The 14699-nt window shown below is 44.4% G+C and carries 10 protein-coding genes; 4 read left to right on the forward strand and 6 right to left on the reverse strand.

Features of this window, described 5'->3' with window-relative positions:
- Positions 1-104: 104 nt before the first annotated feature.
- On the forward strand, positions 105-1139 hold the full coding sequence (locus ELS82_RS13880) for an NADP(H)-dependent aldo-keto reductase (protein ID WP_134835996.1): 1035 nt from the start codon (positions 105-107) through the stop codon (positions 1137-1139).
- A 64-nt stretch (positions 1140-1203) separates the two neighbouring features.
- Here the strand turns inward: ELS82_RS13880 and ELS82_RS13885 are convergent, their stop codons facing one another.
- The 5 genes from ELS82_RS13885 to brnQ all read right to left on the reverse strand — a co-directional run bounded on the left by ELS82_RS13885 (position 1204) and on the right by brnQ (position 7723).
- Positions 1204-1455 (reverse strand): DUF1127 domain-containing protein, encoded by a 252-nt coding sequence (locus ELS82_RS13885; protein ID WP_134835997.1) that lies wholly within the window; start codon positions 1453-1455, stop codon positions 1204-1206.
- Positions 1456-1945: 490 nt separating this feature from the next.
- On the reverse strand, positions 1946-3280 hold the full coding sequence (gene vpsR / locus ELS82_RS13890; protein ID WP_134835998.1) for a cyclic-di-GMP-binding transcriptional regulator VpsR: 1335 nt from the start codon (positions 3278-3280) through the stop codon (positions 1946-1948).
- Positions 3281-3563: 283 nt separating this feature from the next.
- Positions 3564-5096 carry a lysine--tRNA ligase gene (gene lysS, locus ELS82_RS13895; protein WP_134835999.1) on the reverse strand — a complete coding sequence of 511 codons (1533 nt, stop codon included), beginning with the start codon at positions 5094-5096 and terminating at the stop codon, positions 3564-3566.
- Positions 5097-5148: 52 nt separating this feature from the next.
- Positions 5149-6247, reverse strand: a protein-coding gene (gene prfB / locus ELS82_RS13900; protein WP_134836000.1) for a peptide chain release factor 2 whose coding sequence is annotated in 2 segments (ribosomal slippage) — positions 5149-6171 and positions 6173-6247 — 1098 coding nt in all. Because the reading frame shifts where the segments join, the coding sequence is not laid out codon by codon here.
- A gap of 162 nt (positions 6248-6409) precedes the next feature.
- Positions 6410-7723 (reverse strand): branched-chain amino acid transport system II carrier protein, encoded by a 1314-nt coding sequence (gene brnQ / locus ELS82_RS13905; RefSeq protein ID WP_134836001.1) that lies wholly within the window; start codon positions 7721-7723, stop codon positions 6410-6412.
- Between the two features lie 317 nt (positions 7724-8040).
- On the opposite strand from brnQ, the gene ELS82_RS13910 reads away from it, so the two are divergent.
- Positions 8041-8748 carry a tRNA1(Val) (adenine(37)-N6)-methyltransferase gene (locus ELS82_RS13910; protein ID WP_167489320.1) on the forward strand — a complete coding sequence of 236 codons (708 nt, stop codon included), beginning with the start codon at positions 8041-8043 and terminating at the stop codon, positions 8746-8748.
- Positions 8749-8838: 90 nt separating this feature from the next.
- Positions 8839-10077: an ATP-dependent RNA helicase SrmB gene (srmB, locus tag ELS82_RS13915; RefSeq protein ID WP_134836002.1), complete on the forward strand. Its 1239-nt coding sequence runs from the start codon at positions 8839-8841 to the stop codon at positions 10075-10077.
- A gap of 763 nt (positions 10078-10840) precedes the next feature.
- Here the strand turns inward: srmB and prfC are convergent.
- Positions 10841-12430: a peptide chain release factor 3 gene (gene prfC / locus ELS82_RS13920; RefSeq protein WP_134836003.1), complete on the reverse strand. Its 1590-nt coding sequence runs from the start codon at positions 12428-12430 to the stop codon at positions 10841-10843.
- 216 nt (positions 12431-12646) lie between these two features.
- Between prfC and ELS82_RS13925 the strand changes: the two genes are divergently transcribed.
- Positions 12647-14698 (forward strand): putative bifunctional diguanylate cyclase/phosphodiesterase, encoded by a 2052-nt coding sequence (locus tag ELS82_RS13925; protein WP_134836004.1) that lies wholly within the window; start codon positions 12647-12649, stop codon positions 14696-14698.
- Position 14699 lies beyond the last annotated feature (1 nt).

Genomic DNA, 14699 nt, shown 5'->3' on the forward strand with positions numbered 1-14699 from the left:
AGCCAACTTATCAAATTTTGCGAATTTGTTATCTGATACCTTTTCTAACCTAAGAAAGATCACCTATAGTGGTATCACTTCAAAAGCCATAACAAGGAAGATCGATGCAATACAATAAGTTACCTCACTCGACTCTTGAGCTAAGTAAGATCTGTCTTGGCACGATGACGTTTGGTGAGCAAAACACAGAGCAAGAAGCTTTTAGCCAACTCGATTATGCCCTTGAGCGTGGTGTAAATTTCATTGATACCGCGGAAATGTATCCGGTTCCACCAAAGGCGACCACGCAAGGATTGACCGAGCAATATATCGGTAATTGGTTAGCAAAATCAGGCAAGCGTGAGAAAGTGGTCCTCGCAACGAAAGTAGCTGGTCCGCGTAATGTGCCGTATATCCGAGATAACATGAGCTTGGATAGGAAGAATATCCACTTAGCCATTGATGACAGCCTTAAACGCTTACAGACCGACTATATCGACTTATATCAATTGCACTGGCCTCAACGTCAAACCAACTGCTTTGGTCAACTCAATTACCCTTACCCAGACTCACAAGAAGAAGTGACGCTAATCGAAACTTTGGAAGCGCTCGCTGAACTTATCAAAGCGGGGAAAGTTCGCTATATCGGCGTGTCTAATGAAACGCCTTGGGGCTTAATGACCTTATTGCGCCTCGCAGAAAAGCACGAGTTACCTAGAATTGTCTCGATTCAAAATCCATACAATTTGCTCAATCGCAGCTTCGAAGTCGGGTTATCTGAAATCAGCCACTATGAAGGGGTTCAACTGCTAGCCTACTCCCCGCTGGCGTTTGGCTGCCTAAGTGGTAAATACTTAGAGGGGGCTCGCCCTGAAGGTGCTCGCTGCTCTTTGTTTGAACGCTTCGTACGTTATTTTACGCCCCAAGGCATTCAAGCTACACGAGCCTATGTTGATTTAGCAAGAGAGCATGGCTTAGATCCCGCTCAAATGGCGCTAGCGTTTGTCAATCAGAGGCCGTTTGTCGCATCCAACATCATTGGAGCGACAAACCTTGAACAACTTAAATCAAATATTGATAGTTTAGATGTCGTCTTAACGGATGAGCTGCTTCAAGGGATTCAAGAGATTGGGACGACTTACTCCAACCCTTGCCCATAAACTGTCTAACTAATCATAGGCAGTAATTGAGTTCGGGGCAGGTGAAGCAACCTGCCCCTTTTCGTTACGTCAGTATTCGCGCACTGAGTACACGACGAAGATGGCGGATACGACGCTCGGCTTTAACGCTATCAGGCTCGCTGAAACCGATTGGACGACCATCTTGTTCAAGGCCAATATCTTTTAGCAAATGTGGATTGTTCCATGGAATATCGTACGTGCTGCGACGTAGTTTTCGCTTCCATTCGCGTTCTTCACGTTTAAGATCTGCCTTTACTAAGACGGTGGCTAGCTTTAGATATACAGAATGATTCATGAGTTTTCTCCAGTTGAGTATATGCTGGGGAAAGATCAACGAATCTAGAAAGATTGATTTTTAATTCGCTGCCTTTCCGCAGCCAATTAAAATTAAGAGGGTACGGATTAATTACACTAAATTACCTAGTTTTCGATCGGCCATAACAGAGGTGTGCTTATTGGCACCCATTGCAGGAATGGTTTGATCGACAGACGCACAGATAACAGTAATGTGTTTCATTGTGCGCCTCCTAGCTAATGTATTAATCCAAAAATAATTTGATGGGTATGAGCCCGAGCTCATGGTTAAATTCTAAGCATCAGAGGTGATATTTCAACCACTTTATTGCATAAAATTCCAAAACAATTTTTTTACCTAGAATTAACCTTTTCGATGTTTTGGATATAAGATATTCAGCTAAGGAATATCCAACTCCCGACAGATAATCTTGATTTTATAAAAAAGCCGCGCAAGATATGGCGCGGCTTTTTATCGACAAATCAATCAGCTAGGCTGGTATATCTGAGATAAGGTTATGTTTGTTTAACAAACGATACATTGTTGCACGCGAAACACCCAACTCTTTGGCCGCCATCGACACTTGACCTGAATGAGACTCCAAAACCAACAGCAGTGCATCTCTTTCACTACGCTCACGAATGCTCTTCAAGCTGCGGCGACTGTCACTGCGTTTTGGTAGATCAAGGTTGACCTCATCAAGCATCACGGTATCTGACATCAATACCACTCGCTTAATTTGGTTCATCAATTCACGTACGTTACCAGGCCAATGATAGCGAGTCAGTGCACGTGCTGCTTCTTCAGTAAAGCTGCGAGCCTGAGCATTGTACTCTTTGGAATATTCCTGCAAGAAATGGCGCGCTAAGATAACAATGTCCCCTGCTCGCTCTTTCAAACTCGGGACGTTAATTCTCAGCACGTTGATGTAGTGGTAAAGCTCCTCATTGAAATCACCATCAATTAGGGCTTTTTCAATATCTGCCGAGTTTGCAGCAAGGACGCGTACATCCACTTCTTTACGACCTGATGCAGTATCCACGGTGCCCTCTTGTAAGAAGCGCAATAAGTTAAACTGCTGAGATTTAGGTAAGGTAAGAATATCATTGAGAAGAATCGTACCACCGTGCGCTTTTTCTAGGATTGACGGTTCTGACGCGTCTTCACGGTTAATACCAAATAAGTCACTTTCGATACGACGTTCAGACATCGCGCGACAGTTGACCGAGATAAATTCTTTATTGGCACGCGCAGAGGTGCGATGAACCGCACGAGCAACCGTCTCTTTACCTGTGCCACTCTCACCATAAATAAGAATGCTGACATCAGTAGGTCCAATACGCTTAATTTGGTCACGCAGACGCTTAACAGGCATCGAATCACCGATTAACCCCATATCACTTTGATTGCCATAGTGAGGCCAGACTTTTTTCTCTAGCTTAAGCATACCAAGCTGGTGACCAATGGTGCTTAATAACTGCGCATCAGGAATTGGAGCAGTGAAAAAGTCGATACAAAAGTTAACGATAAACTGGCAGATAGTATCTGAGCTCAGTTGTGACTCACGAATAAAGGCTAACCAGCGAACCTGCTTATGTTTGCTCACCAAGTTAGCAATTCCGTTTAAGCTAAACTCGTCGTGGCTCAAGTCCACAATGCCGATACAAGGACCCGTTTCAGTAAACAGTTCATCCGCTTTACGTAAATCGCCGCACTGAGTACATCTCCAACCAACTTGCTCTAAGACTGAAAGCCAGGGCTCATAGGTTCCTCCAACTACAACCAAAGAGCCTGGAACGGAATCCATCCGGAATTGACTACCCATGAAGCTAGTTCCTTATTATTGATAGCGTAAATAATGTGCGCACAAAAGCACATAACAACTTATGTGGTTACATTATAGAGACTCGACCAGAGAGTCTGTCTCAATAATAAGACTAGTGGCTGAATCGACCTTTTTCCATACATAGTGAGAGTGGTCTCAAAGAAATTTGCGGCTTTATTTTTGTTTTCAGTAAGTTACAGGATGATATTTTGCGAGGGTATCATTTGTTAGACAATAAAAAAGCCATCCGAAGATGGCTTTTTAGAGTGGTCTATTTCAGCACTTACGCTTGTGGGCGCATCGCTGGGAATAGGATCACGTCACGGATAGTGTGCGTGTTTGTGAATAGCATCGCTAGGCGGTCAATACCAATACCTTGACCAGCCGTTGGCGGTAAGCCGTGTTCTAGTGCAGTAATGTAGTCTGCATCGTAGTACATTGCTTCGTCATCACCTGCATCTTTTGCATTCACTTGCGCTTTGAAACGCTCATCTTGGTCTTGTGCATCGTTAAGCTCTGAGAAGCCGTTTGCAACTTCACGGCCACCGATGAAGAACTCAAAGCGGTCAGTGAAGAACGGGTTATCATCGCTACGGCGAGCCAGTGGAGAGATGTCCGCTGGGTAACCAGTGATGAAAGTTGGTTGAATTAGCTGAGGCTCAGCTGTTTCACCAAAGATCTCTTCAAGAAGCTGACCACATGTCCAGAAAGACTCGACTTCAACGTGTACAGACTTAGCAATTGCTACCATCTTGTCACGGTCTTGTAGATCGGCTTCTGTCAGCGCTTGAATTTCAGCGTGATCAGGGTTGTACTGCTTAATAGCATCGAACATGCTTAGACGCGCATACTTACCACCAAACTCAACCGTCTCATCACCGTAAGGCATAGATGTTGAACCAAGAACATCCATCGCTACTGTGCTTAGCATCTCTTCAGTCAGAACCATTAGATCTTTGTAATCAGAGTACGCTTGGTAGAATTCCATCATAGTGAATTCTGGGTTATGGCGTGGTGATAGACCTTCGTTACGGAAGTTACGGTTGATCTCGAATACACGGTCAAAGCCACCCACTACTAGACGCTTCAAGTAAAGCTCTGGAGCAACACGTAGGTACATGTCGATATCTAGTGCATTGTGGTGTGTGATGAATGGACGAGCCGTTGCACCACCTGGGATCACGTGCATCATTGGTGTTTCAACTTCTAGGTAGCCTTTTGAGCTCATGAAGTTACGGATAGCCGATACAAGCTTAGAACGAATGATGAATGCTTCACGCGAATCTTGGTTCACGATTAGGTCAACGTAACGCTGACGGTAGCGCATCTCTTGGTCAGTTAGACCGTGGAACTTCTCTGGAAGTGGACGAAGTGCTTTAGTTAGCAGCTCGTAAGATTCCATGTTCACGTAAAGATCGCCTTTACCTGACTTATGAAGCGCACCTTTAACACCGATGATGTCACCGATATCTAGACCTTGGTACTTTTCTTTCAGCTCTTTTTGTACATCTTTCGCTGCGTATGCTTGGATACGACCCGATGTTTCTTGAATCGCAAGGAAAGGACCACGCTTAGCCATTACACGACCTGCAATTGCAACTACATGATTTAGCTCTTCCAGCTCTTCCTTAGTCTTTTCACCGAACTCTTTTTGAAGGTCGCCCGCTAGTGCGTCACGACGGAAGTCATTTGGGTGACCATTTGCTTTGCAGCCCTGACGGATATGATCCAGTTTAGCGCGGCGCTCAGCAATTAGCTTGTTCTCTTCAGGGAGAGAGCCTTCTTGTACGTTTTCGTTTTGAACAGCATCAGTCATTTTCGATGTATCCTGTCTTGCTATATGAAAAATAGTTTTTTCGGTGAAAAGCTTAAAGACCTGATTTCAGGCTAGCTTCAATAAATTTGTCTAGATCGCCGTCAAGAACCGCTTGAGTATTGCGGTTTTCAACGCCAGTACGTAAATCTTTAATACGTGAGTCATCCAGAACGTAAGAACGAATCTGGCTACCCCAACCGATATCAGACTTCGCATCTTCATTGGCTTGCTTCTCAGCATTTTGCTTTTGAATCTCTAATTCAAATAACTTAGCGCGAAGCTGCTTCATCGCTTGGTCTTTGTTCTTATGCTGAGAACGGTCATTCTGGCACTGAACCACAGTATTGGTTGGTACGTGGGTAATACGTACCGCAGATTCAGTGGTGTTTACGTGCTGACCACCCGCGCCAGATGCGCGGTAAACATCAATACGAAGATCCGAAGGGTTAATATCGATCTGGATGTTGTCATCAATCTCTGGGTAAATAAACGCAGAAGCAAACGACGTATGGCGACGACCACTAGAATCGAATGGAGACTTACGAACAAGGCGGTGAACACCGGTCTCAGTACGTAACCAACCGTAAGCGTACTCACCAGAGATCTTGACTGTCGCGCCTTTAAGGCCAGCAACTTCACCTTCTGATACTTCGATAACCTCGGTCTTAAAGCCTTTCGCTTCAGCCCAACGTAGGTACATACGTAGCATCATTGATGTCCAGTCTTGCGCTTCTGTACCACCAGAACCAGACTGCAGGTCAATGTAGCAATCCGATGAGTCATGGTCGCCAGAGAACATACGACGGAATTCAAGCTTCTCAAGTTTCGCTTCAAGTTCTGCCAATTCTGGTTCGATCTCGTCAAACGTCTCTTGATCTTCTTCTTCAACAGCAAGCTCTAAAAGACCTTCAACGTCTTCGACACCTTGCTCAAGTTGATCAATCGTTTCAACAACCGCTTCCAATGAAGAACGTTCTTTACCTAGCGCTTGCGCACGCTCAGGCTCGTTCCATACATCCGGCTGTTCTAGTTCTGCGTTGACTTCTTCTAGACGCTCTTGCTTAGCGTCATAGTCAAAGGTACCCCCTCAGGACATTAGTGCACTCAGACACGTCCTTTAGGCGGTTTTTAATAGGATTGATTTCAAACATGTTTGCTCAACATTTATGAGTAGAATTTAACCGAAGAATTGTACTCAAAAGTGTGACGAAGATACAGGAATTTTTTATTGGCGAATAAAAATCCACCGATATAAAAAATCCCCTGCCACGCCTTACGTGACAGGGGATCAATGATTCAGGTTTACTGAGTTATTATGCAGTTTCTTCTGCGATTGCAGGTTGTTCTGCTTTGCCGACGAACATCATCGCAATCATCGCTACAACGGTCGGTAACAACCAACCCATACCGATATTAAATAGCGGCAACATGTTGAATGCAGACACGTCAACGCCAGCAACTTTAGCTGCATCAATCAAAGCAAACATTAAAGACACTAGGATCACTACGCGGTATGCCGCTTTAGGGTTTGGTAGTTTCTTACGTAAGAAGGTCAATGCCACTAGCGCAATAGCCACCGGATATAAAGCAAATAATGCCGGCACAGATAAAGCAATCAATTGAGACAGCCCTACATTAGCGACGGTTGCACACGCGATACCATTGATGATCACCCAGCCTTTATAAGAAATAGGAGTCAACGAGCTAAAGAAATCAGAGCAAGCAGAGATAAGGCCAATCGCCGTCGTTAAACAAGCAAGTAGCACGATAATAGACAAAGCAGACTGACCATATGGACCAAAAAGAGACTGAACATATAGGCTAAGGATCACACCACCATTGTCTGCACCTGATGCAACAGCCGCACTGGTTGCACCCAAGTAAAACAGTGCTACATAAACAATCGTCAGACCAACGGCTGCAATACACGCAGCGCTAATTAAATACTTAGACGTTGCTTTTTGCTCAGTAATACCTTTGCGTTTTAAAGCATCAACCATTAAAGCGCCGAACATCAATGAAGCAAAAGTATCCATCGTGTTGTAACCTTCAAGGAAACCTTTCTGCAGTGGATGAGTTAAGTACTCTCCATGAGCAGCGACAATTTCACCTTGAGGGTCAATAAATACAGCAACTGCAAGTGTAATTAGTCCCAGGCAAAGAACAGGAGTTAGCACCTTACCGATGACATCGATAAGCTTGCCTTGAGACCACGAGAAAGACATTGCTACTGCAAAAAACAGTATGGAAAAGATGGTCAAATGCGATTGCGTCGCCTCGACGAAAAATGGTTTGATTGCCATCTCATAAGCCGCTAACCCAGTTCTTGGAGCAGCAAAAGCAGGGCCAATAATAATAAAGATCAGTATCGCGATGGTCATAGCCGCACGTTTCGGCAGATCTTTAGTCAAGTGATCCCAAGAGCCACCAGCAACTGCAATAGCAACGATGGTAATTAGAGGAAGACCTACCGCAGTTAAAAGGAAACCTGCCATCGCCGGCAATAAATTCTCACCAGCAAGCTGACCTGCCAATGGAGGGAATATGATGTTACCTGCACCTAAAAAGAATGCGAAAAGCATAAAGCCTACCGCAATAATATCTGTTAATTTTAAAGTCTGATTCACTGTAGACCCTTTCATTATTATTTAATCGATGTTGTGTTTGTTGAGCAGTACAAATAGATGTCCACTCTATAAAATTTAGGCGCGCATAATGACGAAATCCTGATTCAGTAGCAAGTCATCGACTTAAAACGCCATATAAATTCAAAATATCGTCACAAATGCAGCATATATCACTACATCAATAAAAATAACCAGGCCAATTAACTAATCAATAAGCACTACAAATAAAAAACAATCAGAACAAAAATCCAAACAATTTATTAACAACAGATCATTTAACTTAAAAATCGAACATTGACCGATAAACATAATTTTTTATGAAAAAGACAAAAAGTTTTGAATTTAAACAATTTAGCGTCTCGGGAAGATACTCGGGGATGCCTGTCAGCACCGACGGAGTGTTGTTGGGTGCTTGGGCAGAACTGGAGAACCCTAAAACCTTACTCGACATAGGTACTGGTACTGGGCTACTGAGTCTAATGAGTGCTCAACGTAAACTATCTTTACGCATTGATGCGATTGAGATAGACAATCATGCTGTGGAAGCGGCGCAATACAATTTTACCCATTCTCCCTGGCATGATCGTATCGAGCTTCACTGTGGAGATGTGCTGACTTATTCGTTTGATAGCACGTTTGATTGCATAATCTGCAACCCTCCTTACTTTAATAGCGGTGAACAAGCGCAAAATATCAGCCGAGCAACCGCCAGACATACTACTAGCTTAAGCCATCAAGATTTGCTCAAGCGCTGCTGGGATCTATTAACCGATCACGGCTACGCTAGCTTTGTGCTACCTAAAGTAGAAGGGGATATATTTATTGCGCTAGCCAAGCAGCAAGGTTGGTCACTACAACGTCTTTGCCAAGTTAAACCAACTGAGCGCAAAGAGGTATCTAGGCTACTGATTCAATTAGGTAAAGTATCCATCCCTGTGGTTCACTCAGCATTAACCATTCATGATAATGGCGGCTATAGCAGTGACTTTGTTCAGCTAACAAAGGCGTTTTATCTAAAGATGTAGAAAATAAGGTGTGATCCTTATCACCGAACACTCTATAATACGACCCCTTAAATTTAATGCTCACACCAACTCGCTTGTGGAGACCTTATAGTGATCAGAAATTTCGCTGAATTGGAGCTAGACCCTAACCTACTCCTCGCCATTGAAGAAATGGGTTATGACCGCCCAACACAAATTCAGGCTGAAGCCATTCCGCAAGCGTTAGATGGCCGAGATATCTTGGCGTCTGCCCCAACAGGGACAGGTAAAACAGCAGCATTTGCCTTACCTGCACTGCAATATTTGCAAGATTTTCCTCGCCGTAAACCGGGGCCTGCTCGTGTTCTGATCCTGACTCCAACACGTGAGTTAGCGATGCAGGTTGCAGACCAAGCACGTGCACTAGCGAAGCATACTAAGCTCAATATCTTTACTATCACTGGTGGTGTTCAGTACCAAGAGCATGCAGATATCTTAGGTAAAACCCAAGATATCGTGGTAGCAACACCTGGCCGTTTGATGGAATACATCAACGCAGAGCGTTTTGACTGTCGTGCGATTGAATGGCTGATCCTTGATGAAGCCGATCGCATGCTAGATATGGGTTTTGGCCCAACAGTTGATCGCCTTTCTACAGAATGCCGCTGGCGTAAACAGACGCTACTCTTCTCTGCAACGCTTGAAGGTAAAGGTGTAGAAGGCTTCACAGCCGATCTACTAAAAGAGCCTGCAGAAATTGACGCTGAGCCATCTCGCCGTGAGCGTAAGAAAATCGCACAGTGGTACCACCGTGCTGATGACATGAACCATAAACTTGAGCTGCTGAAAAAGATAATCACTGATCAAGCTGAGCGTTCAATTGTGTTCTTAAAAACTCGTGAGCGTCTTGGTGAGCTTCGTGCTGAACTTGAAAAAGCGCAAATTCCGTGTGCTTGGATTCAAGGTGAAATGCCACAAGATCGTCGTAATAACGCCATCGCCCGCTTCCGTGACGGTACGGTGAACGTATTACTGGCAACCGACGTTGCAGCGCGTGGTATCGACCTTCCTGACGTAAGCCATGTTATCAACTACGACATGCCTCGTAGTGCAGACGTTTACCTACACCGAATTGGTCGTACTGCCCGTGCCGGCAAGAAAGGTAATGCAGTATCTCTTGTTGAAGCGCACGATCAACCAATGCTAGACCGTGTAGCTCGCTACGTAAAAGAAGAGATCAAAGAGCGCTTTATCAAAGAGATGCGTCCTAAACACAAAAAGCCTGTGTTTAAGAAAAAGAACAAGAAAAAAGACGACAAGAAGAAAACTGCCGTTAAAGGTAAGAAGAAAGTCGCTAAGAAGAAAAAGTAATCTTTTGATTTAAACAATATTGGTAAGGGTTGATGTGAAAGCATCAACCCTTTCTTTTATTCAATCATATTAAGACCATGTCACCCTCAAGAGTGAGGTACGAACGAGTTGGAGATCTCATCGAGACTACGACTCGCTTTGAGAGATTCCTTACTCACTCCTTCGTCGTTCTAAGGAATGACGCGCATATATTCAACCACAATAAGACAACGTCATCCTCAAGAGTGAGGCACGAGCGAGTTGGGGATCTCATCGAGACTACGACTCGCTTTGAGAGATTCCTTATTCACTCCTTCTTCGTTCTAAGGAATGACGCGTACATATTCAGCGATGATAAGACAATGTCATCCTCAAGAGTGAGGTACGAACGAGTTGGGGATCTCATCAAAGTTACGACGCGCTTTGAGAGGTTCCTTACTCACTCCTTCGTCGAATGACGCGTACATATTCAGCGATGATAAGACAATGTCATCCTCAAGAGTGAGGTACGAACGAGTTGGGGATCTCATCAAAGTTACGACGCGCTTTGAGAGGTTCCTTACTCACTCCTTCGTCGTTCTAAGGAATGACTGCTTTGACCAGATAAAAAATACCGCCTTAATAAGGCGGTATTTCGGAAATAGTTCTTCAAAGCGTTTGCTGTGAGAGCAAGGCGACAAGTAAACTCAACCTTGGGAGCGTAGTACGCTACGTGACTTAGCTGGGCTGGCACTCCAGTGAGTTTACGCAGTCAACGCTGCTATCGCAGCAAAGGCGAAGAAGATTAGTGCTCGCGAGTCGCGCGGAACTCCACTTCTGGAAAACGCTCTTTAGCCAGATTCAAGTTCACCATAGTTGGTGCGATGTATGTCAGATTATCACCACCATCCAGTGCTAGGTTGGTTTGGTTCTTACGCTGGAAGTCATCTAGCTTCTTACCGTCTGAACACTCCACCCAACGTGCTGTCGCAACGTTAACACCTTCATAGATAGCTTCTACGTTGTATTCTGCTTTTAGACGCGCAACAACCACATCAAACTGAAGCACACCTACTGCGCCTACGATAAGGTCGTTATTCTGTAGTGGACGGAATACTTGCACCGCACCTTCTTCAGATAGCTGAACCAGACCTTTTAGTAGCTGCTTCTGCTTCAATGGATCTTTTAGTCGGATGCGACGGAACAGTTCAGGAGCAAAGTTTGGAATACCAGAGAATTTCAGTGCTTCACCTTGAGTAAAGGTATCACCAATCTGAATCGTACCGTGGTTATGCAGACCAATGATGTCACCTGCGTAAGCATTCTCAGCACGAGAACGATCGCCCGCCATAAAGGTTACCGCATCAGAGATACTGACGTTTTTACCAGTACGCACGTGGTTCATTTTCATGCCTTGGGTGTAAGTACCTGACACAATACGCATGAAAGCAATACGGTCACGGTGTTTAGGATCCATGTTTGCTTGGATCTTAAATACAAAGCCTGAGAACTTATCTTCTGTAGCTTCAACATCACGCTCTACTGCTTGACGCGCTTTTGGTGCTGGCGCCCACTTAGTTAGGCCATCAAGCATGTGATCAACACCAAAGTTACCTAGTGCGGTACCAAAGTATACTGGCGTAAGTTCACCTGCTAGGAACAGCTCGTGGTCAAACTCAGGACATGCACCCATTACGAGCTCAAGCTCTTCACGCACGCTTTCCGCTAGATCTGCACCAACTTTTTCATCAAGCTCTGGGTTATCTAGGCCTTTGATGATGCGTACTTCTTGGATTTCATGACCGTGGCCAGATTCGTACAAAATCGTTTCATCACGGTGAATGTGGTAAACACCTTTAAACTCTTTACCACAACCGATAGGCCATGAAATTGGCGCACACGCCATGCCAAGTTCGCTTTCTACTTCGTCAAGCACTTCCATTGGATCACGTACATCACGGTCCAATTTGTTCATGAAGGTAACGATTGGAGTATCACGTAAGCGCGTTACTTCCATTAGTTTGCGGGTACGGTCTTCGACACCTTTCGCCGCATCGATAACCATTAGACATGAGTCTACCGCTGTCAGTGTACGGTAAGTATCTTCCGAGAAGTCTTCGTGTCCCGGAGTATCGAGTAGGTTTACAAGACAATCATTGTAAGGAAACTGCATTACAGAGGTTGTCACCGAGATGCCACGCTCTTTTTCCATCTCCATCCAGTCAGATTTCGCATGTTGAGCAGAGCCACGACCTTTTACTGTACCTGCTTTTTGGATTGCGTTTCCGAATAACAGCACTTTTTCTGTAATAGTGGTTTTACCCGCATCTGGGTGCGAGATGATAGCGAAAGTTCTACGTTTAGAAACTTCGCCAAGAAAAGGAGTATTTGACATGAAAGGGTTCTTCTTCTGTCTATGAGCTATATCGAGCGAGTCACAACTCTAGCTCTAGCGGTTCGATTCAATTTTGCGCGGTATTTTCGCTTATATTCACTTAAGGGGCAACTTCATCAATGAAAATGACGCAAAAAGAGTTTCTATCCTGCTACAAATTAAAATATCAATAAATATGGACTATAACTAAAGAAGTAGAAGGAACTTATCTCAACTATGCCAGAAAACAAAAAAATCAACTCACTCGCTTTTAGACAAGCTAAAACAGTTTTCCTAGTATCGGTCATTTTGGGGATCTGTTTTAGCTTCTATCATATTTTGGTGGATCTCCATCAGGAGCAAAAGCGCATTGAAGAACACTATCAATTTAAGCTTCTGCAGAACTACTCTAACGCTAGCCAAGCCGCCTATCACTTAAACCAACTGCTCGCAGAGCAAGTCACGTCAAGCTTGATGATGGATAATGCGATTTACCAAGTGCAAATTATTGATGACTTTGGTGACACCCTGACCGAGCGAGAAAAAAACATTTCTCAGCAAAGCGACTTTACCGAAGCACTTTCACGCTATTTAACACCCACTACACCGATTTATAGGACCGACCTGCATCAGCCTAATTCTCATGTTGTAGTCGGTACCTTAAGCTTTTCGGTGAACGGCGCTTATATCGCCAAAGATTTTATCGCTAAGACAACCCAGATTCTGCTGTTTGATCTATTCCGAAATATCCTGCTGACATCTATTTTGTTGATGTTCTTTTATCAGAAACTGTCGAAGCCGTTAGTGACTCTGATTGACTGGGTGCGTTCTTTGCAAAATAAAAACAGTGTGCTTCCACCTCCGACACAATATCGCGACGACGAACTTGGTCACCTAGCGCAAACCTTTCACACCCTGTGGAAAGACAGAGAGGCGGCAGAGGTCAAACTCAATCAGCTTGCTTACTATGACTCCTTAACTGGCCTAGCAAACCGCAGCCTATTACTGCAAATGCTGGAAGAAGCCATTACTCATGCCAACAAGGACAATCAAGCTGGGGCACTCTTTTATCTCGATTTAGACCGCTTTAAAACTATCAATGATTCTCTCGGACATACCATTGGCGATCATCTGATCAAAGCGATTTCAATGCGCATTGAAGCATGGCTACAAGAAGAATTTACCGCAGCGCGCATCGGTGGCGATGAATTTGCCATACTTCTTCCCCACACATCGGTTGATAAAGCCCATGAACTGGCTCAACAGTTACTGGCTCTTGTTTCCAACCCTTATTCGATTGACGATCACCAGCTTTATTGTACGGTCAGTGTCGGTATCGCCGTTTACCCTTCGGTTGGCGGCACCAATATTGATGTGCTTCGCCAAGCAGACACTGCCCTCTATAGAGCCAAAGTGGCAGGTCGCAACAAGTACATGTTCTATGAGCCAGAGATGCAAGCTCAGGTAGAGTCATTCTTGGAAATTGAGAAAGGACTGCATGAAGCGATTAATAAAGGTCAGCTTGAGCTCTACTATCAACCTCAGGTGGATGACAAGCACCATATCATTGGTGTTGAAGCTTTAATTCGTTGGAATCACCCTGAAAAAGGGCTGTTACCGCCAGGGGTCTTCATGCCTATTGCGGAAGAAACCGGACAGATCCTGCAAATCGGTAATTGGATTATTGAACAAGCATGCTATCAGTACGCTAAGTGGAGAAAACTCAACGTATTACCCGATACCTTCCGCCGCTTAGCGATCAATATCAGCCCTTTGCAGTTTTCCCAAAGCGCGTTTGTAGAACATATCGTCGATTCGATGGCACAGGCAGGCATTAGTGGTGAGCACATTGAACTGGAAATTACCGAAAACTTGTTGCTAGAGAATGTCGAAGGGACAGTACAAAAAATGAAGGAGCTTAAGCAACATAATTTGAAAACCTCTATCGATGACTTTGGTACCGGTTACTCTTCACTTCGTTACCTCAAACACCTGTCTGTCGATGTCTTGAAAATCGATCGGTCGTTCGTTACTCAACTTCACTTAGATGAGAGTGATCAAGCGATCGTCGACACCATCATTATGACGGCCAAAAGACTCAACCTAGAAGTGATTGCGGAAGGTGTTGAAGACGCCTATGAACTGCAAGCTCTGAAACAACTGGGCTGTGACCAATTCCAAGGTTACTTATTTGATAAGCCTCTTCCAGTAACAGAGCTAACCCAGAGATTTGAAAAGAATTTCTACCCAGTTGATGAGCCGACCGTTATTAAAGCCGTGCAGAAATAGT

The organism is Vibrio ouci (assembly GCF_004551525.1).
Classification (GTDB): Bacteria; Pseudomonadota; Gammaproteobacteria; order Enterobacterales; family Vibrionaceae; genus Vibrio; species Vibrio ouci.

Coding starts and splice junctions, on each gene's coding strand:
- ELS82_RS13880 (WP_134835996.1), top strand. CDS start 105: ATGCAATACAATAAGTTACCTCACTCGACTCTTGAGCTAAGTAAGATC.
- ELS82_RS13885 (WP_134835997.1), bottom strand. CDS start 1,455: ATGAATCATTCTGTATATCTAAAGCTAGCCACCGTCTTAGTAAAGGCA.
- vpsR (WP_134835998.1), bottom strand. CDS start 3,280: ATGGGTAGTCAATTCCGGATGGATTCCGTTCCAGGCTCTTTGGTTGTA.
- lysS (WP_134835999.1), bottom strand. CDS start 5,096: ATGACTGATGCTGTTCAAAACGAAAACGTACAAGAAGGCTCTCTCCCT.
- ELS82_RS13910 (WP_167489320.1), top strand. CDS start 8,041: ATGAAAAAGACAAAAAGTTTTGAATTTAAACAATTTAGCGTCTCGGGA.
- prfC (WP_134836003.1), bottom strand. CDS start 12,430: ATGTCAAATACTCCTTTTCTTGGCGAAGTTTCTAAACGTAGAACTTTC.
- ELS82_RS13925 (WP_134836004.1), top strand. CDS start 12,647: ATGCCAGAAAACAAAAAAATCAACTCACTCGCTTTTAGACAAGCTAAA.